Origin of the sequence: Polaromonas sp. AER18D-145 (assembly GCF_002379095.1) — a bacterium.
Lineage (GTDB): Bacteria > Pseudomonadota > Gammaproteobacteria > Burkholderiales > Burkholderiaceae_C > Polaromonas.
On record NZ_NBZV01000017.1, the window covers coordinates 64,617 to 88,011 of the forward strand.

A 23,395-nucleotide genomic window follows, 5' to 3' on the forward strand; every position below is an offset into this window, starting at 1 on the left:
ATGAGCGTGACCACGACCACAAAACCCGCACCGTCGGCCGCCGTCCAAACCTCTGGCATCACGCGGCAACTGGCCGCACGCAGCGCTGCCCTGTGCTACAACGATCTGCCGGAGGATGTGCGCCTGCGGGTCCGGCAATGCCTGCTCGACTGGATCGGGGTGACGCTGGCCGGCGCGTGTGAGCCGCTGGTTCACATGCTGGCCGAAGAAGCCCGTGAACAGGGAGGCCACGCCCAGGCCACCGTCGTCGGGCACGCCATGACGACCTCCAGCCGGCAGGCGGCGTTGATCAATGGCTCGGCCTCGCACGCGCTCGATTACGACGACGTCAACATGGCCTGCACCGGCCATCCCTCGGTGGTCCTGATCCCGGCATTGCTGGCCCTGGCCGAGTCGCGCGGCGCCAGCGGAAGCGACTTCATGACCGCCTTCGCCGCCGGCTATGAAACCATGTGCCAACTGGGGTTGGCGTGCGGCGACGCCCAGTATTCCAACGGCTTTCACACCACGGCCACGCTCGGCACGCTCGGCGCGGCCGCCGCCTGCGCGCGCTTGCTTCAGCTCGACGCCGATGACACCGCGACCGCGCTGGGCATCGCCAGCACCATGGCGGCCGGGCTGAAATCGATGTTCGGCACCATGTGCAAGCCCCTGCATGCCGGGCGCGCCAGTGCCGACGGACTGCAGGCAGCCCAGTTGGCCGCGCGTGGTTTCACCAGCCGTGACGACGCCATGGAATGTCCGCAAGGCTTCGTGGCGACGCACGGCGGCACCGCATCGCTGGAAGCGGCCCTGGCCGCGCCGGACAGCGGCTGGCACCTGCGCCACAACCTGTTCAAGTTCCACGCCGCCTGCTACGGCACCCATGCCGCCATTGAGGCCGCGCGCCACTTGCGCCTGCAACACGCGCTGCGGCCTGATGACGTACGCCGCGTGACGGTGCGTGCCAGTGCCGCCAGCGAGGGCGTGTGCAATATCGCCGAGCCGCGCACCGGGCTGGAGGCCAAGTTCAGCCTGCGCCACACGGTGGCGATGGCGTTGGCGGGGGTCGACACCGCCGGACTGGACTCGTTCAGTGACGAGGCCGTGCGCGCGCCTGAGGTAGCGGCCCTGCGTGAGCGCGTGCAAGTCTTGCTCGCGCCACAATGCCCGGAGCTCACACTCAGTGAGGTGGTAATCGAAACCCAGAGCGGCGCCGTGCTGCGCCAGCGCCACGACAGCGGGCGCCCGGCCAGCGACCTGCTGGAGCAGCAGCAGCGCCTGGAGGAAAAGTTTCGCCGACTGGTCAAGTCCGTGCTCACACCTGACGAGAGCGACGAACTGATCGATCTGGTGGCACGGCTCGACCACCTGAGCGATCTCTCGCCGCTGGCCGGCATGCTGGCCCGCCAGACCTGCGGCGACCGGCACTGACTGACGGCGTCAGCCGAGGTCACCGCCGGCCACCGGCAGCGTCACGCCAGTGATGTAGCTGGCCTCGTCCGAAGCCAGAAACAAAATGGCCGCCGCCTGTTCGTCGGGTGTGCCGTAGCGTTTCATGAAGGTGGACTCCACGGACTGATCGACAATCGCCTGGTACCAGGCGCGCTCCTGCTCCGACATGGACCCGGTATTGCGGGGAATGCGCCGGGGCCCGACATCGGTGCCACCAGGGGCGACGGCGTTGACGCGGATGCCCTGCTGCGCATACTCGAACGCCAGGCAGACCGTGATCGCATTCACTCCGCCCTTGGCCGCCGAGTACGGCACCCGGTGGATGCCGCGCGTGGCGGTCGAAGAGACGTTCACGATGCTGCCGCCACCCTGCGCCAGCATATGGGGCAGCACCGCATGGCAGCACCACAGCGTGGGGAACAGCGAGCGATTGATCTCGGCGCTGATCTGTTCCTCGCTGTAATGCGCGAAGGGCTTGACCCAGATCGTGCCGCCCACATTGTTCACCAGCACGTCGATGCGTCCATCGATCGCGTGCGCCTTGGCCATCGCCTTCTTGCAATCCTTGTACTTCTCGACATCGACCAGCAGCGCCGTCGCCCGGTGGCCCGCAGCCAACAGCTCGTCGCGCACTTCCAGCACGATCTTCGAGCGATCCAGCAGCACGACGTGGGCGCCCTCCCCGGCCATGGCCAGTGCCACGGCACGGCCAATGCCCTGCGCCGCGCCGGTAATGACGGCGGTCTTGCCGCTGAAGCGCAAGCGGTTGCGCTGGGGTGCGGCCTTTTTTACGGCCTTTTTTCCTGTCTTTTTGGGTGTGGCCATGGCCCCCTCCGTGAATTTCATCAAACGCTGTAGATGTCAAGCACCGTATCAATCAGGTCGTTCAGCACGATGATCTTCTTCTTGCCAATGCGCCAGCCGCTGCCCGAATCCTTGGCCTGCGGCAGAAGCAGGTATTCGTAGTGCCCGTAAAAGCTCTGCGAGCTGCTGTTGCGGAAAAGATGCGTGACCCAGTTCGCCTTCACGATGCAGCGTCCCTCGGCATCCAGGGTGGCACGCACGTTCGACACCATGTGGCAGGTGCGCGGCAACGGCGTGGAGGCGGCCGAGCGGCCGGTGCGCAGCCGGAACACACGGTCCTCCAGGCCGGTGCGGTCGCCGTAATACATCAGCGAGACTTCGTTTTGCGGGTCGCTGGTGTACTCGTCCTCCGAGTCCCAGGCCGGGATCCAGTACTCCGCCTTGGGGTCGAACAGGGCCAGCCACTCGTCCCAGCGGCGCTCATCGACATATTCGGCCTCGCGGTACAGCAAGGCGGTTACCGAGTTCAGCAGTGTGGTGTCGCTCATGATTGGGCTCCCTTGGATTGCGCCTGCATCAACTCGGCCCAGCGCTGGTGCTGGGCAATGAAGATGCCTTCGTCCGACACCTTCGCGCCACTGCTGCCCGGCGCAATGCCGAGTTCGACCGCGACGTCGTCAGGGCCGGGGATCTCGTGCGCGGCGCCGCGCGACATGTCGCTCCAGCGCACGATGCTGTGGCTGCGGCAGCCCTTCTGCGTTTCGTTGAACTCGGACAGGTCGTCTGGCGTAGCCATGCCCGACGCGTTGAAGAAGTCCTCGTACTGCCGGATGCGCTTGGCCCGCTCTGCCGGCGCTTCACCGACCGGTGCGAAGCAATAGATGGTGACCTCGGTCTTGTCGACCGACAGCGGCCTGAACATGCGGATTTGCGTGCCCATCTGATCCATCAGGAACATGTTGGGGTAGAGTAGCAGGTTGCGCGAGCGACCCACGGCCCAATGGGCCTTCTCCTTGCCGATGCGCGCCTCGAGTTCTTCGCGGCGCGCATAGATGGGCCGGTCCTGCGGATTGGTCAGGTCGGTCCAGATCACCGTGTGCCCATTGCCGAGGTCGTAGTAGCCGCCGCGGTTACGCGTGAAGTCGCCCACCGCCATGACCTTGAGCGCCTTTCCCTCGGCGTTGATCTTGGCGCGGTTCTTGATCATCTGCACGTAGTTGGCATGGACCGAGTCGACGTGGTAGCCGTCGACACCGTTCTCGGCCTGCAGCTTCCAGTTGCCTTCGAAGGTGTAGACCGAACGACCCTTGAGCACCTCGATGCCGGCGGGCGCCTGCTCGACCACGATGTCGATGAAGGTCTTGCTCTCGGCCAGGTAGTCTTGCAGCGGCTCGGCCTCGCGGTTCAGGGTAGCAAACAAAAAGCCGCGGTAGCTCTCCAGCCGCACCCTGGTCAGGCCGCGCTTGCTCTTGTCGAAGCCCTCCGGGTAACCAGCTCCCTCCTCGTTCATCGCCGCCAGCAGATTGCCTTGCGCGTCGTAGGCCCAACCGTGGAACGAGCAGACGAAGTTGCTGGCACTGCCTTTGGAGGTGCGGCACAGCGTGGCGCCACGATGCGAACAGATATTGACGAAGGCGTTGAGCTTACCGGTCTTGTCGCGGTTGACGACAATCGGCGCGCGACCGATCCAGCCGGTGATGTAATCCTTGGGTTTGGGCAACTGGCTTTCGTGCGCGACGTAGACCCAGACTTTTTCCCATATCTGGCGCTGTTCGATCTCGAACAGTTCCGGATCGACAAAGATACGACGGTCCACGGCGCGCAGGCCGTCTTCGTGGTGAATGAACTCTTCCAGCAGGGGGTTCGGGGCAGCATCCATGGCATTTCTCCTTCAGGTTGATCGACCGGAGGCGGCTGGGCCGCCCCCACAATAAAAACATTCAGACCGGGGTATCGGCACAGGTGCCGGCATCGAGTGCTGCGAAAACCTGCTCGTCTTCGACCTTGACCGGATAGACCGTCAGGGCCTTGGTGCATGGAAAGGCGGTAGCGGAACCAGTGCGGATATCAAAGCAGCCACTGTGAAACGGACACTCGATGTCACCATTGATAATTTCTCCGTCCGACAAAGACGCTTCGCCGTGGGTGCAGGTGTCGTTGATCACGAAAAATTCATCGGCAAGACGCACCAGGGCCAAGGGTGGATGGCCCCCAAGATTGACCTGCAGGGCGCAACCGGGCTCCACGTCTGTGGTTCGCGCGATGAAGGTCATTGGCTTGGTAATACTCACAATACTCACAAAAGACTCCGGATTTCCAGATAAAGTTTTTCAATGCGCCCGAACCGGCTGGCTTCCGCCATCCGAACAAACTGAACAACGTGGGCCAGCGCCGCAGCCTTCATGCTGTCCCCTGCAAGCCCAGCCAGCGCGCCGCGTTGCCGTGGCGCAGCAGCGCCAGCGCCGGCTCGTCCAGCGCCAGGGCCGCCAACCGGCCGACCGGGTCCGGGTCCATGATCGCGAACGGGTAGTCACTGCCGAGCATGAGCTGCGTCGGCCCGAATGCGCGCAGCAGGTAGGCGATGGTGGATGTGTCGTAAACCAGATCGTCGTAGTACATGGCGCGGGCGGCCTCGCGCGGCGCCGTCGGCATCGCCGCCTGCAGCGCCGGGAAGCACTCCCAGGCATGCTGCAAGCGGGGCAGCAACTGAGCCAGCGTGCCGCCGCCATGGCTGAAGGCGATGCGCAGGCGCGGACAGTGCGCCAGCGTGCCGCCGGTGAGCATGGAAGCCGCCGCCAAGCCGACCTCGCCCGGGAAAGCCAGCGCCTGCTCAAGAATGGGTGGGCCGACCAGCCGATCCATGCCAGCCGGCCGCAGCGCATGCACGAAGATGGCGGCACCCCAGCGTTCGGCGGCTTCGAAGAAAGGAAGAAAGCGCGCGTCGCCGATGCTCACGCCATTGATATTGCTGCCAATCTCCACCCCGGCCAGACCGAGCTGATGCAGCAGGAAATCAAGCTCCCGGATCGCCAGATCAACGTCCTGCAGCGGCACCGTGCCCAGGCCTGTGAAGCGGGCCGGCGCGGCCTGCACCATGCCGGCGATCGCATCATTCAGAAAGCGCGACAAGACCTGCGCATCCTCGCCGACCAGCCCATACGACAGCAACTCGGGCATCGGCGAGAGCACCTGCCGCACGATGCCCATGGCGTCCATGTCGGCCAGCCGCACGGCACAGTCCCAGCACTGGTGCGACACGGTGCGATAGACCTGGCCGTCCAGCATCACATGGCGGTGGCAGGGCTGCGCCTCGGTCATCGACGGCCAGCGTACGCCCAGCCGATGGCCCAGATAGGGCGGAAACTCCGCCGGCACGACGTGCGTGTGAATATCGACGTTACCGACGAGAACGGAAGGGTTCATCAGCGCCGCTCCTGGACGGATCCGGCGTCGGCGCCGGGTTGGCGCGGCGACGGACCGATGGACTTGATGTAGGCGCCCACCATGTCCTGCCACAGCGACAGCAGTTGTGCCACGCGCTCGGGCTCGGGCGACCACAGCGCACGAATGCCCAGTCCGCGCACCAGGCTGACGGTGAGCAGCAACAGGTCCTCGGAAGCCGCCTCGGGCAGACCGAGTTCGCGCATCACCGACAACCACGCCTGCTCGACCGGCCGCCTGTAATTGCGCACCACCTGCACGGCGGCTTCCTTCAGCGCCGGGTCCTTGCCGCCGGCCAGCAACATGTCCAGTCCGACATAAAAATAGTCGCTGAAATAAAACGCCGACGCGTCCTTGATCAAGGCTTCGAGCGGTCGATTCGATTGCTTCGCCGTTTTCGCCAGCGCCAGCCCATGGGCGAGCGCCAGTTCGAACACATGCTCCATGGCCGCGACCACGAGTTCGTGTTTGCTCGGAAAATGATGCACCTGCGCGCCCCGCGAAACGCCCGCGCGCCGGGCCACTTCGGGCGTGGTGAAGCCGGCAATGCCGCGTTCCTTCAATACCTCGAAGGCGGCGGTGAGGATGCGCTGCTTCATCTCGTCGCTGCGCGCCTCCTGCGTGCGACGCACCCTGGGCTGCGGCGTGGCCGAACCGGACCCGACCAGGTCGCGCCCGCGCGCTGCGCGTGAAGTCTTATCCATGGGCCACCCTCGCGGCGGCACCGGGCCGCATTTCAGGGGCCCGCGCGGCCAGCACAATCAACAGCGCAGACAGCGCCGAGGTCAGCAAGTAGGCCGGTCCGACTCCGCGCCAGCCGCTGGCCGCGACCAGCGTCGCCGCCAGTGGCGGGCCCAGCAACGCGCCGATATTCGATGCCTGCACCACCAGGCCGTTGACTGAACCAAAGTTCTGCCGCCGTGCGGCGACAGCGGGCACACAGGCATAAATGGAAGCCGGCAGCACCCCGCCGATGAAGGAAAAAACAACGCACAGCGCGAAACGCAGCGCGGGACCGACGTCCGCGGAGAAAGCAGCCCAACCGGTGACACCCATGACCAGGCCGGAGCCCAGAATCAGCTGCGCGGGCGCAAGGCCCCGCTGCGACAGGTAGCCGCCCAGCCAGTTGCCCGGTGCATTGGCAATGATCACGGCCGCGACAACGAGCGTGGCCTGTCCCAAGCCCAGGTCGAATTCATCGTGCAGGAAAGTTGGCAGCCACACCATCATCGCCATCCATTGCAGCGTGTAGACGGTGAAGCAGCCGGCCAGCAGCCATGGCGTGGTCGCTCGCAGACCGTGCAACAGGCCGGGCGCGGTCTGCTGCGCCGCCGCGGCGCGGCCGCTGCCCGGGAAAGCACGCAGTACCGCCAGCAACAGCAGCACCGACCCAAACACCCCCATCCACCAGCCACCGCGCCAGCCCAGCAAGCCGATCAGCAGCGGCGCGGCCAGCAGCATCGCCGTCATGCCCAGCGCTGTGTAGCTGCTCCACAGTCCGAGTACCAGGCGCTGGCGCGGCAGCCCGGCCACTTCGCGCATCAGCGCCGGAGCGGCCACAACGATGCAGACAAAGCCAAGCCCTTCGACCACGCGCGACAAAAACAGCAGGCCGATACCGACACTGCTGGCACCGAGCAGGGCGCCCATGCCCAACGCCAGCAGGCCGAGCTTGAGAACCGTGCGCCGCCCAACCCGGTCGGCTACCAGGCCGGCCGCCAGCGCGATGAGCGCGGCAATCAGGTTGAACACCGAAGAGATCCAGCCGAGCTGCACCAGGCTCGCGCCAAAATGGTCGCGCAACGCCGGCATGGCGGGCGGCAGCTTGCCGACCTGGGTGGCGGCGAAAATACCGCACAGCAACAACAGGCCGACCCGCGGCCAGTCGGTGTCGGCCGGCTGCGCCGGGGCCAGTGCAGGTTTCATAACGTTCATCACGGCATCGTACTGCCGCCGTTGACACTGATCACCTGCCCGGTCACGAACGACGCTTCGGCCGAGGCGACGTAGCTGACCATCGATGCCACCTCGGCCATCTCGGCGGCGCGCCCCATGGGAATGATGCTGAGGAATTTGTCCACCAGCGCCGGATCCTTCTGCCCCAGCTCGACCAGTTGCGGCGTGCTGACCGCGCAGGGCGCCACCGTGTTGACCGTGATGCCGTCGCGCGCGAACTCGCGCGCCAGGCCGGTGGCCAGCGCATGCGCACCGCCCTTGGCGGCGTTGTAGGCGGCGTGGTCCCACAGGCCGCTGTACACCGAGTCAGCGCCCAGCGTCACGATGCGGCCATAACGCTGCGCCTTCATCGTCGGCAGCGCGGCGCGGCAGCACCAGAGCACCGTCCACAGGTTGCGGTCAATGGTCTGCTTGAGCGTCTGCGGCGTGTGTTCGAGAAACGGCAGGATCACGCCGCCGCCAGCGTTGTTGACCAGAATGTCGATGCGGCCAAAGGCGGCCAGCGTGGCGGCCATCAATTCGTTGGCCGTGGCTTCCAGCGACAGATCGCCGACCTGCGTGATCACCTCGGCCCCGGCTTCGCGCACCGCCTGGGCGCTAGCCGCAAGCCGCTCCCCATCGGTATCGGCCAGCGCCAGGCGGGCACCGTCGCGCGCCAGCCGCAAGGCGATCTCCAGCCCGATGCCGCGCGCCGAGCCGGTCACCACCGCCACCCGGCCGCGGTGCGGTTTGGCCTGGGTGGCCCAAGGTGCCGCTTGTGGCGCCGGGTTCGATGGATGGGTGGTGTTCATGTCGACTCCTGCGCTTCAATCGCGCCGACCTTGGCGAATTCCGGCTTGGGCACGCTGCCCCAGGTATCGAGCGCCAGTGGGTGTGCCTCCAGCATGCGCGCCTCACGCGCGCCCTTCTCTGGAAACTCCTCCATGCCGAAGCTGTACTCTACCGTCATGCCGTCGGGGTCGAGGAAGTACAGGAATATGCTGCCCGAGGGCTTGTGACGGCCCGGCCCGAAGACGATTGGCACGTCATGCTTTTGCAGCCGGTTCATCGCGATCCCGATGTCATCCATATCGCTGACCATGAAGTTCACATGGTTGAGGTGGTTGCCTCCGGCCGAACGGCCAATGGCGAACGAGTGATGCAGCGGGTTGGGCTGACAGCGCATGAAGGCAAAGCGGCCGGCGACGAAATCGGACACCGCAAAGCCCAACTGCGTGGTCAGGAAGTCCGTCATCTCGTCAAAGCGATCGACCGACAGCACCACATGGCCCAGACGGGCGATCTTGGTCACGCTCTGGCGAAACGGCAGCGCCATCTGCAACACCCGGGTGTAGTACTCGAAGGTCAGGCCCGAGTTCGGTTCGACGTAGCGCAGGCCGTCGCCCTGGCGCAGCGCAGCGCGTTCTTCAACCGGTATATCTTCGACCGCCAGCCCCAGGCTCGCGAGGTGCTTGCGTGCGTGCTCCATCTCGGCCCGGCTTTCGAGCTCGAACGCAATGCGCTTGACGCCCGGTGCGGTGGCCGGATACAACACCACGTTGTGATGATCGGCGCCGCAGCGAAGAAATGCCGGGCCGGCGCCGAACGGCTCCGACAGATCGAGTCCGACCATGTCAGTATAAAAACGGACCGAGCGCTCGAGGTCGGTCACATTCAGGGCCACATAGCCCAGCTTTCGATAGCGGAAGGGGATGCTCATGGCGGACCTCTTTAGAGAATGATGCTCACGCGCCCTTGCGGGCGCAGCGAATCGAGGTCGAGCGTACAGCGCTTCCTGGCGATGCGCAGGCCGGCGTCGCTGCGAACGATGGCATGTTCGCTGCTGCCGATATAGGTATCGGTCACGCCGGACTTGGTGCGGTAGGTGACGAAGGCGCTGCTCACCCGGCAGCGGTCGCCGCTGCTGTCCAGGATGCGCACATTGCTCACCAGATGGCGGGTCTTCGAGCGCGGGTATTCCGCAAAGGCTGTTTTCTTCATCAGCCGCTTGACGCGCTCGCTCAGGCGGAAGGCATCGTCGGCAATGAAGAACAGATTGTTTTCCGGGGATGCGTCCTTGGGCAGATCGGTGGATGGCACCTCATAGCGAGCGTCGGCGGTGTAGAGGGCCAGCCACTCCGGCAGTTGCCAGTCGTCGAGCAGGGCTGCCTCAAGGTACAAAAAGTCTTCAATTTCGCCGCGGGTGAATGCTTGTGCTTGCATGGTGGGGGCCTCCTCTTCAGCGTGCGTTGTTGGCTTGTTCGATGCGGGCGTTCCACTCGGTCCAGAAGGCGCGCATCTGGATTTCGTCGTCCATTGCCGGCTGCGCCTTGCCCATGCCCTTGGAGATGTCGTTCCAGCCGGCCTCGCGCATGTTTTCATAGCCGGCCTGGCACTGCTGCAGCGCCTCGACGTCGTCGGGCGTGGCGAAGCCGCCCGGCCCCAGGAATTCGAGAAAGTTCTCCAGCCGCGACTTGCGCGACCATTCGCTTTCGTCCGCCGGCGCCAGCGCCCAGGCATTGACATGCAACTGGTTAGGGGCAAGCGGGTAAAAAGTGCGCACCGTGACCGCCATGATGTCGTTGATGATCAGGTTGGGGAAGATCAGCAGGTTGCGGTTTTTCAGCGCGATGCGCTGGGCTCGTTCCTCGCCAAAACGCTGGGTCAGGCCATCGACGAGGCGACCGATATCGGCCTTGCCCTGCTCGCCCCAAGCCGGAATCCACTGCCCGATCGGACGACCCCAGGGACCGGTGTATTCGATCACCGCATGACCGTTGCCCAGGTCACGGCCCACGCCCACCAAGCCCACGGCAGCTAGCGAACCGGCGGTGCCCTTCAGGTAGTCAAGGTAACTCGCATGGGTGGTCGCGGCGTGGTAGCCGTCGATGCTGTTCTCGACCAGCAGCTTCCAGTTGGCACGGATGCTGTATTCCTGCGTGCCGCCGACAATCACCATGCCGGCTTCGGACGGGTCGGCCACCAGGTCCAGGTATTCGCGCGCATTGCCCAGGTAGGTGGGCAGATCAACGATGTCGGGGTCAAAGGCCACGAAGTAAAAGCCGCGGTATTCCTCCAGCCGGGGAGCCGGCACCAGGTTCGCGCCGCCGTGGTCGTTGAAGCCGTCGCAATAGGACTCCTTGCCCGGCTGGCTCTTGAGCGCGCCGTCGCTGCCGAACACCCAGCCGTGGTAGAAGCACTGGAAGTTCTTGGCCTTGCCCGCGCGGTCGCGGCACACCGTGGCGCCGCGATGCGGGCAGGTGTTCATGAAGGCGTTGACCCGGCCGTCGGCATCGCGGTTGAAGATCAGGTTGCGCCCGGCCACCGTACGGGTGACGAACTGGGCCGGTTCGGTGACCTCCGAGGCATGCCCCAGATACAGCCAGCAGCGGTTGAAAATGGCGTCACGCTCGGCTTCGAACACATCGGTGCTGACAAAGGACGCGCGCGGCACCTTGAACAGGTTTTGCGTGTTGTCGACATGCAGCTTGATGACTTTGGAAATGTCTTTCATGGGGTGTTTTCCTTTTCCAGGCGGGTAAGATGTCGGTCTGAAATTCGGGACAAGGCGGGTGTGGGCACGGCGGCGGCGCGTCACACCCCGAGGTAGTGGTTCAACAGGGCCTGATCGGCGCGCAGCGTGGCACTCGGCCCCTGCGCCACCACGGCGCCGCGTGACATGACCGCGACCTCGTCGGCCACGTTGAACACGGTGTCAAGGTTCTGGTCAACCACGATCAACGCCATGCCGCTGCCCCGCAGCGAGCGCAGCACCGCCTGAATTTCGTGGACGATCAACGGTGCCAGTCCTTCGGTCGGTTCGTCGAGAATCAGCAAGCGTGGGTTGGTGAGCAGCGCACGGCCAATGGCCAGCATCTGCTGCTCGCCGCCGGACAAGGCGTCGCTGCGGTTGCGTCGGCGCTCGCCAAGGCGAGGGAAGACGTCCAGCACGTGCTCCAGCGTCCAGCCGGTCGCTCCGTTGGCGGGTGGCCGGGCCGCCAGCGTGAGGCTCTCCATCACGGTCAGGGACGGGAATACCCCGCGGTTCTCGGGCACATAGGCGACGCCCATCCGCGCGATCTCGTGCGTGGCCCGCCCGGCCAGTGACTGGCCGTCGAACAGTACCCGACCGGCGACCAGCGGCATCAAACCAACCATACTGCGCAGCGTGGTGGTCTTGCCCGCGCCGTTGCGGCCAATCAGGCCGAGAAAGGTCGATGCGTCGGCGCGCAGACTGACGTCGTGCAGTACCGGTGTCACACCGTAGGCCGCGGAAATGTTCTGCAGCTCAATCAAGATGACGCCCCTTGAAATAGATCTCCTGCACCCGCGCGCTGTCACGGATTTGATTGGGTGTTCCCTGTTCAAACAGAGCACCCTGCTCGAACACGAACACGTGGTCGGTCAGGCCTTCGATCACCTTGAGGTCGTGCTCGATGATCACCAGGGTCAGCGCCCGGGGCAGGCTGGCGCGCAACATGTCGACCACCGCATGGGTTTCCTCTTCGCTCATGCCGGCGGTGGGTTCGTCCAGCAGCAACAGCCGCGGCTCGGTGGCCAGCGCCAAGGCAATCTCGAGTTGGCGCAGCTCGCCATACGACAGCGCCGTGGCTGGTGCCGCCGCCTTGGCGGCCAGGCCGACTTTCTCGACATAAGCCATGGCACGCTGGTCGAGGTGGCGGTCGCGCGAGCGCGGCGTCCAGAAATCAAAACTGCGCCGCAGCTCGCGCGACTGCACCGCCAGCCGCACGTTCTCCAGCACACTGAATTCGGGGAACACGCTGGTCTTCTGGAAGCTGCGGCCAATCCCGAGATGGCTGCGCCGCTCGGCCGACAGTGCCGTGATGTCGGTACCGTCGAGGTGGATCGATCCCGAGGTCGCCGTCAGGGTGCCGGTCAGCAGGTTCAGCAACGTGGTCTTGCCCGCTCCGTTGGGGCCGAGCACGCCGTAGCGTTGGCCCGGCAGCAGTTGCAGGTCGACGTTGCGCAAGGCCAGGAAGCGGCCATAGGCCAGCGTCAGACCGCGGGTTTCGAGCACCGGTGCCGTCATGTCAGCCACCCTCTTTCGGCAACGCCGGTACTGCGTCGGCGCCAGGCCGCTGCGCGCCCGGACGGCACCAGCGGTGCCAGGCGTTGGTCAGTAACGGCACCAGCCCGTTGGGTGCATAGAGCACCATCAGCACAAACACCATGCCCAGCACCAGGCGCCAGTGGTCGGTCAGCGCGCCCAGGTAATGAAACAGCGCCAGAAACAGCGCGGCCCCGACCAGCGGGCCGTACAGGCTGCCGATACCGCCCAGAATCACCATCAGAATGACCTCGCCGGACGTGGTCCAGAACAGCAGCGCCGGGTCTACCAGACTGAACAGGCTGGCGTGCAAGGCGCCCGCGACTGCGGCAACAGCCCCAGCCATCACGAAGCCGATCAACTGAAAACGCCGCACCGGGTAGCCGAGCGCCCGCATGCGCATGGGGTTCTGGCGGATGCCGGCAAAGACCGCGCCCAGCGGCGAAGCATCCAGGCGCTTGAGGCCCAGCAACAGCGCGATCAGCAGCAGCAGCGCGACGTAGTAAAAGGTGATGCCGTTGTCCAGCGACAACCAGTCGGGCACACCATCCCCCGCCCATAGCGAAGGACGCGGGATCGACGAAATGCCGTTGATGCCGCCCGACCAGGCCTGCGTGGACAGCACCAGCACGTAGAACAACTGGCAGAAGGCAATCGTGATCATGACAAAACCGACGCCCCCCAGCCGCAGCACCATCGCCCCCACGACCAGCGAGACCACGGCGCCCACCAGCAGCGCTGCTGCGAGCAACACAAACAGGTTCTCGGCCACGTGGCGCAGCATGAAGGCGGCCAGATAAGCACCAACGCCGAGGAACAGGCCATGGCCGAAACTGATCAGGCCGAGGCGGCCAATCAGGATGTTCAGGCTCAACGCGAACATGCCGGTGATCAGGATCTCGATCGCGAACTCGGTCTGCGTGCCGCGCGTGGAATGTGGCAGCGCGACCGCGATGACCAGCAGCGCCAGGAGCGGCCAGTGCTTGTACTTGTACTTGTACTTGGGGTTCATCGGGCCACGCTCCCCATGATGCCTTGCGGCCGAATCAGCAACACCGCCACCAGGATCAGATAGATCACCGCGGTGGAGAACTCGGCGGCAAAGACCTGGCCGACCACGGTCGCCGCGCCGATCAGCAGGCTCGCGATCAGGGCGCCGGCCAGCGAGCCCATGCCGCCGACCACCACCACCACCAGCGCGGAAATCAGTATCTCGCTGCCCATGCCGGGATAGGCGTTGAAAATCGGCACCGCCAGCACGCCAGCCAGCCCGGCCAGCGCGGCGCCCACGGCAAATACGCCGCCGAAGAGCCTGCGTACATTGATGCCGAGGGCCTCGGCCATTTCACGGTCGTCAACGCCAGCGCGCACCATGGCCCCCAGGCGAGAGCGACCAAACGCCAGCAGCAATGCCGCGATGACCAGGATGCCAACCGCCACCACGAAGACGCGGTAAGTGGGCAGCGACACACCGGCCAGCACCACCGAACCGGCAAGCTCGGGTGGCAGCGTCAGCGTCTGGATCGGGGCACCCCAAATGATGCGAACCAGTTCGTCAAAACAGAACACCAGCCCGAGCGTCAGCAGCACCTGCGGATACATGCCGCGGCCGTAGGTACGCGAGAGCAAGGCGCGCTCGACCAGCACGCCTACCGCCGCCGTGAGCAGCGGCGCCAGCAGCACGGCAAGGTAGAAGTTGCCGATGCCACGTGCAATCGTGATGCCAAAATACGCACCCACCATATAGAGCGCGCCATGCGCGAGGTTGACGACGTGCATCAGGCCGAAAATAAGCGACAGGCCGGACGCGATGAGAAATAGCAGCACACCCATTTGCAAGGCGTTGAGAATCTGCTCGATGATGATCTGCATGGTGATTTGACGTATTCAGGGCCGAACCCCGCGCAGGCCGGCAACGCCGGCGCGCGGGGGGTCAGCTTGTCCGACTTACAGCGTGCAGCCCTCGCCCTTGTCAGTCACCTGCTCATAGGTTTTCAGGATTTTGTGGCCCAGTGTGCCGTCAGCGCGCTTGATGACCTCGCCGACATAGATGTTCTGCACCACGTTGCCGGTCCTCGGGTCGATGCGGAAATAGCCGCGCGGGCTGTCCACCTGGATGCTGGTCAAGGTCTTGCGCACCTTGGCCTTGTCGCTCAGATCACCCTTGAGCGCCTCCACGGTGGCGAGCATCAGCTTGGCCGTGTCGTAACCCTGCACGTGCATGACGTGCGCCACCTTGTTGTATTTTTTCTGGAACCGGGCCTGGAAGGCGCGGTTGCGCGGTGTGTCGAGGCTGGCCATGTAGTGGCCGCTGACCAGCACGCCGAGCGCCGCGTCGCCCATCGCGGGGAAGAACAGCTCATCGGCCATGTAGACCGGCCCCATGAGCTTGAGCTTGGGTCCGCGCACGCCGGCCTGCGTGACCTGTGTGATGAATCGCGGCGCGGCACTGCCGGCCAGGAAGGCCCACACCATGTCAACCTCAGCCTGCTTGGCGCGGATGCTGGTGATGATCGGCGCGAAGTCAGCCGTGCCCAGGGCCGGCCACTCCTCCTGCGGCGCCTTGCCACCCTTTTCCATGAAGCCCTGGCGGAACGCGCCCGCCTGCTCCCGGCCGGAATCGTAGTTGGCACTGACCGTCAGCGCCGACTTGCCGATGTTTTCAGCCGCGTACTGACCCATCGAGTGATTGACCTGCCAGTTCGAGAACGAGGTGCGCACGATGTACGGGCTGCAGTTCTTGCCGGTGATCTCGTTGTTGCCGGCATTGGCCACCAGCAGGAAAGTTTTGGACCGGTGGATCTCGTCGCGGATGGCTCCCACCACGTGCGAGGCAATCGGCCCGACGATGAAATCAACGTTGTCGTCCTTGGTGTAGCGGCGCACCATCTGCAGCGAGACCTTCGGGTCTTCCTTGTTATCCTCCTTGAGGACCACGATCTTGCGGCCCGCGACCTGGCCGCCGGCCTCTTCGATGGCGAGGTCAAAACCCTCCTTGACCGCCTCGCCATAGACCGCAAAAACCTGCGAAAAGGGGAGCAATAGACCCACCTTGAGGTCTTTGCCTTGGGCGGCAGCGGGCGTGCTGGCCGCGAACGACAGGGCCATCGCAGCGGCCAAGACGGTATTTTTGAATGCTTTCATGTTCTCTCCTTTTGTTGCTACCGAGCGGGATTGAATCAACCCGGATTTCGCCTGAACTCGATCAGCACAAAAAACAAACAGGTTAGCCTGTTTAAGTGCCACTACAGTTAAAGCCCGGTTCGGGGCGAACCATCCGTCCAAACCTCAAATGAGCCATAGCGATATTATCTTTTTATCTTTTTATCTTTCTATTATCGATAACCCTAATAATTGTCGAGATTCCTCTTGATTCGATCACTTAATCGCGTGCCATCGAACATCCGCCCTCTTGCTTTTTGCTCATCTCAGACCTGGCTTCGTTCAAAAAAGCGGTCGGCAAAAATGTTCTCTGTTGCCACGCCCAGTCGAGACAGCAGCGCCTCGGCGGCGTCCACCATGGGCGGCGGCCCGCACAGATAGGCCTGGCTGTCCGCCAAGTCGGGCGCCTGCGATGCATAGTCGGCTACCAGCCCGCGTGCGCCGCGCCAGTCGCTATCGTTCGGCTCGGACGAAAGGACCGGCAGAAAACGAAATGCAGCGCCCCATTGACCTGAAATTTCATCGATTTCCGACAGGCAGTAGAGATCGGCCTGGGTGCGGGCACCGTACAGCAAGGTGACGGGCCGCGCACACCCAGCGCGACGCGCATGTTCGAGAATGCATTTGAGTGGCGCCAGTCCGCTGCCGCCCCCGATGCAAACGATCGGGGCGTCGCCATCGCGTAGCCGGAACCCGCCTTGCGGCCCCCGCACCTGAACCGGCGCACCAAGACGATCACCAGCAAACAGCCAGCCCGTGAACACTTCCCCAGGTACCCGACGAATGTGAAAACTCACCTCGTCGGTTGATTCGCAGTTCTTGGCGTCCGCAAACGAATAGCTGCGCGCGCCCTGAATGGCCTCGACGCTCAACTCGGCATACTGGCCGGGCACAAAGCTGATGGGCCGGTCCAGCCGCAGCTTGAGTTCCACGATATCGCCGGTAAGCGGCGCCACACGCGCGATCCGGCCGTCAAATGCCTGAGCGACAGCGACCGGCTCCGACAGCGAGAGCAGCCAGATCGACAGGTTCGAGCGGGGCAAGGTCTGGCAACCGAGCCTGAAACCGGCTTGATAGTCCGCCCCGGACAACGCGCGCGCCGATGAGTCGAGCTCGGAGATCCTGCCTTCATCGAGCCGATAGCGGCAGCTACCGCAGGTTCCAACCTTGCAGTCATGCGGAAAGCCGATGCCGCTTTCCAGTGCCGCCTCCAGCAGCGTTTTTCCAGAAGGCACTGCGAACTGCAATCCATGCGAGCTGACCGTGATCTCCAGGGGCTCTTTTTTACCAAACATATTTGGAATTCCAGCGAGCATGCACAAGGCTCTGATCACTTTCATCCGATACTCCTTTTCCTTGGTCGGAATCGAAGCATCTACGACCACAGCAAACGGACGAGCTTGTGTGAGTCCCCCGACAGAGCCGGGGCTTACCTTGTAACGAGTTATTCAGCGTGCTCTGCCTGCTGCAGGCCGACGATCACTTCACCGCTAATACGATAGCTCTTGCCCCGAAACAGCGCTATGGTTTTCCCGCCACGCGTGCGTACCGTGACGTCATAGACACCGGTGCGACCGGACAGAGAACGTTCGACGGCTTCGGCCTCCAGGATGTCGCCCTCCTTGGCTGGCGCCAGAAAGTCGATGTGGCAGGCAGAAGCCACCGTGTTTTGATTGTAACTATTGCAGGCGTAGGCAAAGGCGCTATCAGCTAGGGTAAAGATGTAGCCGCCGTGACAGATATGGTGGCCATTGACCATGTCCGCACGCACAGGCATGGACGTCATGGCGTAACCGGGCTTGACACCGAGTATTTGCATAGCCAGTGCATTGGTGGCGCAGTCGCGAGACCACATGGCAGCGCAGACTTCTTCGGCCAGCGCCTGCGGATCAGGATGTTGTTCAATCATGGGAATTCTTTCCGGCAAAAAATATTTCAAGGGCATCAGATCAAGGCCACACGATAAAACGGCCTGGGGGCAATAACAATCTTCAGTTTATTTTGAAGCAAAGCTTTTGATGGGACAGCCTTGGTGCGTGACCCAGTTCGCCTTGACGGTGCAATGGCCGTCGACGTCCAGAGTGGCGCGCGCATTCGACCCCTCTGACAGGAGCGCGACACCAGCTTCAAGGTAGCCGAGCGGCCGGTGCGGTCACAGTTGTCCGTCAGCAAGACCTCCTTCGTAGCGAATGAATCCGTCCAGCCGGGAGGTGGGGCAGCATCCACGCCATTTTCTTCAGCTTAATCGACGAAAGCGGGTTGTCCACAATAATAAAAACTTTCAGACGGGGATATCGGCGCAGGTGCCGGCATCGAGCGCCGCGAAAACCTGGTCGTCTTCCACCTTGACCGGATAGACCGTCAGGGCCCTGGTGCACGGAGAGGCCGTCACGGCACCGGTGCGGATATCAAAGCACCCACTGTGAAAAGGACATTCGATTTCACCATCGATGATGTCCCCCTCCGACAAAGACGCTGCGCCGTGCGTGCAGGTGTCATCGATCACGAAGAACTCATCGGAGAGGCGCACCAGCGCCAGCGGTGCACGCCCCCCGAGATTAACTTGCAGTGCGCAACCAGGTTCCACATCTCCGGTTCGCGCGATGAAGGTCAGTGACTTGGCATTACTCACAAAAGACCCCTGATTTCCAGATAAAGTTGTTTCAATGTGCATGGTCGTATTCATGTTCAATCCTTCCTCTGTTGGCCATGCGTCATGCGAGAGCAGACAGTGATTCGCCCAAACCGAAGTAGGCTTCCCGCACCGCGGGGTCCTGCATCAGGCTCTCGCCCTCACCGGCGCGCACGATACGCCCCGTCTCAATGACGTAAGCCCAGTCCGCCATCGGCAGCGCCACGTGCGCATTCTGCTCAACCAACAGGATCGTCATACCCTCCCGCCGCAACCGTTTGATGACAGAGAAGACCTCTTCCACAATCAGCGGCGCCAGTCCCATTGAGGGCTCATCAAGCAGGAGCAAGCGCGGCTTGCTCATCAAGGCCCGCGCAATCGCGAGCATTTGCTGCTGCCCACCGGACAGGAGACCGGACGCTTGCGCCTTCTTGGCGACCAAGGCAGGAAAAAGGTCATAGATGCGCTCTAATTCACGTTCAACTTCTACCCGAGGGCGCAGGTACCCACCAAGACGAATATTAGCCTCCACTGACAACTCACCGAAAACCCGACGCCCCTCCGGGCAGTGCGCCATGCCGTGCGCCACCCGACGGTACGCCGCCATGTCGACGATATTTTCCCCCGCCAGTTCGATGCTACCGCCCGCTGCTGGCTGGAGACCGGAAATCGTGCGCAACAGGGTGGTTTTTCCAGCGCCGTTGCTACCCACCAGAGCGACCAGGGCGCCTTCCATGACCTCGATTGAAATATCTCGAAGACAATGAATATGTCCGTAAAAGGTGTTGAGTTCATTGACGCGCAGAAGCGGCTTGCCGGTTGCCGAGCGAGCGGAATGTAGTGCTGATCCGTTGTTTAACATGATTTTCAATGGTTCGTGCCGAGATAGGCTTTGACAACTTCCGGATCGCGAACGACAAAATCCGGTGTACCTTGTGCAATCTTTCGCCCGTAGTTCAAAACAATGACTTGATCGGAGATTCCCATCACAAGCTTCATGTCATGCTCAATCAACACGACCGTTATATTGTGCTCAGTCAGGCGCTTGATCAACTGACCGATCTCGACCGTTTCGCGCTGGTTCAGCCCGGCGGCCGGCTCATCGAGCAGAAGAAGCCGTGGCTCCGCCATCAGCGCGCGCGCAATTTCCAGCCGTTTGAGCGCACCATACGAGAGTGCGTCCGGCATGGTTTGAGGGTCAACCTCAACACCGACCATCTGCAGCAACTCCCGTGCTCGCACGCTCAGATCACTGTCTCGCCGCACCAGCTCGGGAGGCCGAAAAATACCTGCCCATATTCCCGCACGCGCGCGCGCATGCGCGCCTAGCAACACGTTCTCTTCGATCGTCAGATTGCGAGCGATTTTCAGGTTCTGGAATGTCCGGGCCACGCCCAGCTTGGCCAGGTGATGCGGAGGGAGCCTAGCCAAGCTGCGCCCAGCAATGAACACTTCGCCGGCGCTGGGCTGATACAGCCCGCTGAGCACGTTCAACAGCGTCGTCTTGCCAGCGCCATTGGGACCAATCACCGAATGCACCTGCCCGGCGCACAACGAGAACGAAACGTCCTCCAGCACGGCGGGGCCCCCAAAGTGTTTATGCAGCCCTTGCACACGCACGATATCGTTCACGCTGCGATCAGTAGCCAACTCAGCAACGTCTAAATGCGTACTCATGAAGCCTTCCTCCCCTTTCGACCTCGATACCAGGCCGTCAATGTCGGCACCATGCCACGCGGCAAGAGCAGCACAGTGGACAGCAGGATCAGGCCGACCACAAGAACCTCATATTCGGCCGCCCCCGCCAATAAGTTGGGTAGCAAAGTGACAATGACAGCACCCAACACGGCCCCGGCAACCGACCCAATGCCGCCGATGACCGCCATCATCACGAATTGAACCGAGTGCGTGAACGAGGCCGAAGCAGGGGTGATAAAGCCCGCATAATGGGCGTATAAGGCCCCCATCAATCCGGTCAACGCGGTCGACAACACGAAAACCCGCACCTTGTAGCCGCGTACATCAACACCGACGGAAGTCGCGGCGATCTCGGCATCATGCAGCGTACGAAGGGCGCGACCGGCAGGAGAACGAAGCAGGTTGTAGGACCCGACAGTGGCGAACACCAGCACGAACAACAACACGAAATACCATACCATCTCACCTTGCAGTGAAAAGCCCAAAACGCCAAACGGCACAACCGACATACCATCGGGCCCGCCGGTCAGATGCTGCTCGTTGCGCAACACAATACTCAACATCATGCCGATGCCGAGCGTCGCCACGGCAAGATAGTAGCCTGACAAGCGCAGGAACAAACGCGCAACACACCAGCCAAGCACTGCCGTTCCAAGCACCGCCAGCGCCAGCGCCAGCAGCGTGGGCAGCCCTTGCGGACCACCAAGGTAGGCCGAGACATAGGCACCGAACGCAAAGAAACCGGCGTGACCCAGGCTGAGCTGCCCGGTCGTACCGAGCAACAGCGTCATGGAAATGGCAACCACTGCGTTGATCATCACCAGATTGGCGACGGCAATATAAAAAGAATTGGAAATAAGGATAGGCACCAAGGCCAAGGCCAAGACCAAAACAAATAGCAGCGAGTAGCGTGCAAATACCCTTTGGCCGATCACGCTCTTGATTGGAGCTGCGGCTACGCCGGACGGTTTAATTAAAAGCTCATTCATCATGATTCATCTCTAAACTCTTTCAATCGGCGCTTTTCCAAGCAAACCGTTCGGTTTGACGAGAAACAGCAAGGTGATCATCAAGAAGGGGACCGCATCCTTGTATGCTGACGACAGATAGCCCGCCGTCATCGACTCACCCAGGCCAATCAGCAAGCCGCCGAGGACGGCACCGAGTGGACTGCCCATGCCGCCTATGATGGCCGCGATGACCGCCTTGAGGCCGACCATCACACCAACGTCATAGTAGGTATAGGTAATTGGCGCCGTCACGATGCCACCGACCGCGCCAAGGGCAGCGGCAAAGGCAAAGGCCAGCATCAACACACCGCGCACATTAATCCCCATGAGCTGGGCAGTCTCCGGATCGAGCGACGCTGCCACAAATCCACGCCCAGCCCGGCTGTAGCGAAAAAACCAGCCCAAAATCAGCAGTATCACAACTGTGATGCCGATCACCCACAAGACCTGCGGCAGGATGGTCGCCCCCCCGATCATCAAGGGATCATTGCCACTGAAGGCCGGAACCGAGCGCGTCTGTGTACCCCAAAAGACATGCACCACGCCGCGCACGACCATTCCAAACGCCACCGTCATGATAATGACCTCAAGCAGACCTGACCGCTCCAAAGTCCGTGAAAACAACTTTTGCAGCAGCAGCGCCACCGCCAGCGTGACCGCAATGGCGGCGGCCATGGCGGGCAACAGCGGGATTCCAGCCTGCATCAGAACAGCGGTAGTCATGCCACCAAGCATGACCGACTCCCCTTGAGAAAAGTTAAGTGCCCCGCTTGCGTTGTAGACGAGCATGAAACCGAGAGCCACCAGTGCATAGCGTGCGCCCTCGGTCAGACCGGCAAAGAGAAACTGAATGAATGCGGCGTCCATAATCACTCCTTTTCAACGAGTTTCCATCGACCATTCTTGACCTGTACGATCCGCAAGGAGTCGGGGGTCAAGCCAACGTGGTCGGTCTCGTTCATCCGGAAATGCCCTGTCACACCCACAAAGTCGTTGCCTTTTTCGATGGCATCGCGAATTTTGGCGGGCTCGATACTGCCACTGCGCCGCACCGCCTCCCGGATGGCGAAGAACGCGTCATGTGCAGTACCCGCAAAGAAGGAAGGGGCTTCGTTGAATTTGGCGCGGTAGGCCTTCACATAAGCCTGCACCACCGGTTGCTGGGGGTCGCTGGTGGGCAATTGATCCCATACCAGGAGGGATACATTTGCCATGATCATGTCTTCCGCCGCACCGCCCGCCAATCTGACAAAATCGTTCGACGCAAGGCCATGGGTTCCGTAGTGCGGCACGGTGATGCCGAGTTGCTTGTAGTTCTTGGTGGCAATGATCGCCGGCTCGCCGAAGCCACAATTCAAGACTGCCTGCAAACCCGGCTCCTGGCGCAGCTTGGTCAGCTGTACGGTCATGTCCGTGTCCTTGGCGTTGTAGGACTCATCGCGCAGAATCTTGACGCCTTTTTCCGGTGCCAATTTCTGCGCGGCTGAGAGACAGGATCGACCGAACGCATCGCTGCCGGCAATGATGCCGATGCTCTTGATACCGCGACCCAGCATGTGGTCGTACAGGCGACTCACCACCATCGCATCGGTATGGATCGTCTTGAATACAAATTTCTTGACCGGCTCAACAATCGCAGAACCCGCACCCAACGAAACCATGGGGATACCCGCCCGCTCCACCAGCGGGATGGCCGACATCGTCGGGCCCGTCAGTGAGCAGCCGATGATGACGTGAACCTTGTCATTCTCGATCAGACGCTTGACCAGCGTATTGGCACGCGATGCATCCGATTCGTCATCGTAGCCGCGGAACTCAACTTTGCGGCCATCGATGCCGCCAGCGGCGTTGATGGCTTCGACGGACATCTCGACGGTTTTCATGGCGCCAGCTCCGGCGTAGGACGCTGGGCCAGTAACGGAAAAACATCCACCGATTTTCAACGGCGGCTTGGTTTGAGCTGCCGCCGGCAACAAGGCGGACACACACACGACGGCGGTAGCCATCAAACATTTCATGGGTTTACGTAGTTTCAACATTTTTGTCTCCTGGGGTTTCACGTTTTATGCACGGGGGTAATTTTCAAGGGGGTACTTGACGGGGCTCTACAAGGTCAAGCAATTTCGAGTTGCCAGGGCAGGGGCACTGCACCGCCAGACAGCCATTTCTTCAACTCGCCTTTCTTCAGCTTGGCGTTGGATGTCTTGGGCA

General features: G+C 62.6%; 25 protein-coding genes. 1 reads left to right on the forward strand and 24 read right to left on the reverse strand.

The window, feature by feature from the left end; genetic code table 11:
- The first annotated feature begins 6 nt into the window (after nucleotides 1–6).
- Nucleotides 7–1,413, forward strand: coding sequence for an MmgE/PrpD family protein (locus B7G52_RS10740; protein ID WP_170954741.1), 1,407 nt, complete (start codon nucleotides 7–9; stop codon nucleotides 1,411–1,413).
- 9 nt (nucleotides 1,414–1,422) lie between these two features.
- On the opposite strand, the gene B7G52_RS10745 is transcribed toward B7G52_RS10740, so the two are convergent.
- The 24 genes from B7G52_RS10745 to B7G52_RS10860 all read right to left on the reverse strand — a co-directional run bounded on the left by B7G52_RS10745 (nucleotide 1,423) and on the right by B7G52_RS10860 (nucleotide 23,223).
- Complete coding sequence (locus B7G52_RS10745) at nucleotides 1,423–2,259, reverse strand: 1,6-dihydroxycyclohexa-2,4-diene-1-carboxylate dehydrogenase (protein ID WP_096697622.1); 837 nt, start codon at nucleotides 2,257–2,259, stop codon at nucleotides 1,423–1,425.
- Nucleotides 2,260–2,279: 20 nt separating this feature from the next.
- A complete protein-coding gene (locus tag B7G52_RS10750; protein WP_096697594.1) occupies nucleotides 2,280–2,786 on the reverse strand; it encodes an aromatic-ring-hydroxylating dioxygenase subunit beta in 507 nt (168 codons plus the stop codon).
- Entirely contained in the window at nucleotides 2,783–4,117 is a 1,335-nt protein-coding gene (locus B7G52_RS10755; protein WP_096697595.1) for a Rieske 2Fe-2S domain-containing protein, read from the reverse strand. The genes B7G52_RS10750 and B7G52_RS10755 overlap by 4 nt, the downstream gene beginning before the upstream one ends.
- 61 nt (nucleotides 4,118–4,178) lie before the next feature.
- Complete coding sequence (locus tag B7G52_RS10760; RefSeq protein WP_205853052.1) at nucleotides 4,179–4,538, reverse strand: non-heme iron oxygenase ferredoxin subunit; 360 nt, start codon at nucleotides 4,536–4,538, stop codon at nucleotides 4,179–4,181.
- A gap of 100 nt (nucleotides 4,539–4,638) precedes the next feature.
- Complete coding sequence (locus tag B7G52_RS10765; RefSeq protein WP_096697597.1) at nucleotides 4,639–5,661, reverse strand: amidohydrolase family protein; 1,023 nt, start codon at nucleotides 5,659–5,661, stop codon at nucleotides 4,639–4,641.
- Nucleotides 5,661–6,383, reverse strand: coding sequence for a TetR/AcrR family transcriptional regulator (locus tag B7G52_RS10770; protein WP_096697598.1), 723 nt, complete (start codon nucleotides 6,381–6,383; stop codon nucleotides 5,661–5,663). The genes B7G52_RS10765 and B7G52_RS10770 overlap by 1 nt, the downstream gene beginning before the upstream one ends.
- Nucleotides 6,376–7,605 carry an MFS transporter gene (locus B7G52_RS10775; RefSeq protein WP_170954742.1) on the reverse strand — a complete coding sequence of 410 codons (1,230 nt, stop codon included), beginning with the start codon at nucleotides 7,603–7,605 and terminating at the stop codon, nucleotides 6,376–6,378. Before B7G52_RS10775 ends, B7G52_RS10770 begins: the two co-directional genes overlap by 8 nt.
- Nucleotides 7,606–7,613: 8 nt before the next feature.
- Complete coding sequence (locus B7G52_RS10780; protein ID WP_096697600.1) at nucleotides 7,614–8,426, reverse strand: SDR family NAD(P)-dependent oxidoreductase; 813 nt, start codon at nucleotides 8,424–8,426, stop codon at nucleotides 7,614–7,616.
- Nucleotides 8,423–9,334 (reverse strand): VOC family protein, encoded by a 912-nt coding sequence (locus B7G52_RS10785; protein ID WP_096697601.1) that lies wholly within the window; start codon nucleotides 9,332–9,334, stop codon nucleotides 8,423–8,425. Before B7G52_RS10785 ends, B7G52_RS10780 begins: the two co-directional genes overlap by 4 nt.
- An 11-nt stretch (nucleotides 9,335–9,345) precedes the next feature.
- On the reverse strand, nucleotides 9,346–9,837 hold the full coding sequence (locus B7G52_RS10790; RefSeq protein WP_096697602.1) for an aromatic-ring-hydroxylating dioxygenase subunit beta: 492 nt from the start codon (nucleotides 9,835–9,837) through the stop codon (nucleotides 9,346–9,348).
- 16 nt (nucleotides 9,838–9,853) lie between these two features.
- Nucleotides 9,854–11,128, reverse strand: a complete 1,275-nt coding sequence (locus tag B7G52_RS10795) for an aromatic ring-hydroxylating dioxygenase subunit alpha (protein ID WP_096697603.1) — start codon at nucleotides 11,126–11,128, stop codon at nucleotides 9,854–9,856.
- A gap of 80 nt (nucleotides 11,129–11,208) precedes the next feature.
- Nucleotides 11,209–11,913: an ABC transporter ATP-binding protein gene (locus tag B7G52_RS10800; protein ID WP_096697623.1), complete on the reverse strand. Its 705-nt coding sequence runs from the start codon at nucleotides 11,911–11,913 to the stop codon at nucleotides 11,209–11,211.
- On the reverse strand, nucleotides 11,903–12,664 hold the full coding sequence (locus B7G52_RS10805; protein ID WP_096697604.1) for an ABC transporter ATP-binding protein: 762 nt from the start codon (nucleotides 12,662–12,664) through the stop codon (nucleotides 11,903–11,905). Before B7G52_RS10805 ends, B7G52_RS10800 begins: the two co-directional genes overlap by 11 nt.
- Before the next feature lies 1 nt (nucleotide 12,665).
- On the reverse strand, nucleotides 12,666–13,694 hold the full coding sequence (locus B7G52_RS10810; protein WP_096697605.1) for a branched-chain amino acid ABC transporter permease: 1,029 nt from the start codon (nucleotides 13,692–13,694) through the stop codon (nucleotides 12,666–12,668).
- Nucleotides 13,691–14,554, reverse strand: a complete 864-nt coding sequence (locus tag B7G52_RS10815) for a branched-chain amino acid ABC transporter permease (protein WP_096697606.1) — start codon at nucleotides 14,552–14,554, stop codon at nucleotides 13,691–13,693. Before B7G52_RS10815 ends, B7G52_RS10810 begins: the two co-directional genes overlap by 4 nt.
- Before the next feature lie 75 nt (nucleotides 14,555–14,629).
- Nucleotides 14,630–15,826: an ABC transporter substrate-binding protein gene (locus B7G52_RS10820; protein WP_096697607.1), complete on the reverse strand. Its 1,197-nt coding sequence runs from the start codon at nucleotides 15,824–15,826 to the stop codon at nucleotides 14,630–14,632.
- Between the two features lie 284 nt (nucleotides 15,827–16,110).
- Nucleotides 16,111–17,184: a 2Fe-2S iron-sulfur cluster binding domain-containing protein gene (locus B7G52_RS10825; RefSeq protein ID WP_096697608.1), complete on the reverse strand. Its 1,074-nt coding sequence runs from the start codon at nucleotides 17,182–17,184 to the stop codon at nucleotides 16,111–16,113.
- A gap of 104 nt (nucleotides 17,185–17,288) precedes the next feature.
- On the reverse strand, nucleotides 17,289–17,753 hold the full coding sequence (gene paaI / locus B7G52_RS10830) for a hydroxyphenylacetyl-CoA thioesterase PaaI (protein ID WP_170954743.1): 465 nt from the start codon (nucleotides 17,751–17,753) through the stop codon (nucleotides 17,289–17,291).
- 372 nt (nucleotides 17,754–18,125) lie between these two features.
- Entirely contained in the window at nucleotides 18,126–18,530 is a 405-nt protein-coding gene (locus tag B7G52_RS10835; protein WP_240523395.1) for a non-heme iron oxygenase ferredoxin subunit, read from the reverse strand.
- 28 nt (nucleotides 18,531–18,558) lie between these two features.
- Nucleotides 18,559–19,338 (reverse strand): ABC transporter ATP-binding protein, encoded by a 780-nt coding sequence (locus tag B7G52_RS10840; RefSeq protein WP_096697611.1) that lies wholly within the window; start codon nucleotides 19,336–19,338, stop codon nucleotides 18,559–18,561.
- Nucleotides 19,339–19,343: 5 nt separating this feature from the next.
- A complete protein-coding gene (locus tag B7G52_RS10845) occupies nucleotides 19,344–20,153 on the reverse strand; it encodes an ABC transporter ATP-binding protein (protein WP_240523396.1) in 810 nt (269 codons plus the stop codon).
- Nucleotides 20,150–21,166, reverse strand: a complete 1,017-nt coding sequence (locus B7G52_RS10850) for a branched-chain amino acid ABC transporter permease (RefSeq protein ID WP_205853053.1) — start codon at nucleotides 21,164–21,166, stop codon at nucleotides 20,150–20,152. The genes B7G52_RS10845 and B7G52_RS10850 overlap by 4 nt, the downstream gene beginning before the upstream one ends.
- A 9-nt stretch (nucleotides 21,167–21,175) precedes the next feature.
- Nucleotides 21,176–22,051, reverse strand: a complete 876-nt coding sequence (locus B7G52_RS10855) for a branched-chain amino acid ABC transporter permease (protein ID WP_096697612.1) — start codon at nucleotides 22,049–22,051, stop codon at nucleotides 21,176–21,178.
- Nucleotides 22,052–22,053: 2 nt separating this feature from the next.
- The gene (locus tag B7G52_RS10860; protein ID WP_096697613.1) at nucleotides 22,054–23,223 is read right to left on the reverse strand and encodes an ABC transporter substrate-binding protein; all 1,170 of its coding nucleotides are present in this window, start codon (nucleotides 23,221–23,223) and stop codon (nucleotides 22,054–22,056) included.
- Between the last annotated feature and the right edge of the window lie 172 nt (nucleotides 23,224–23,395).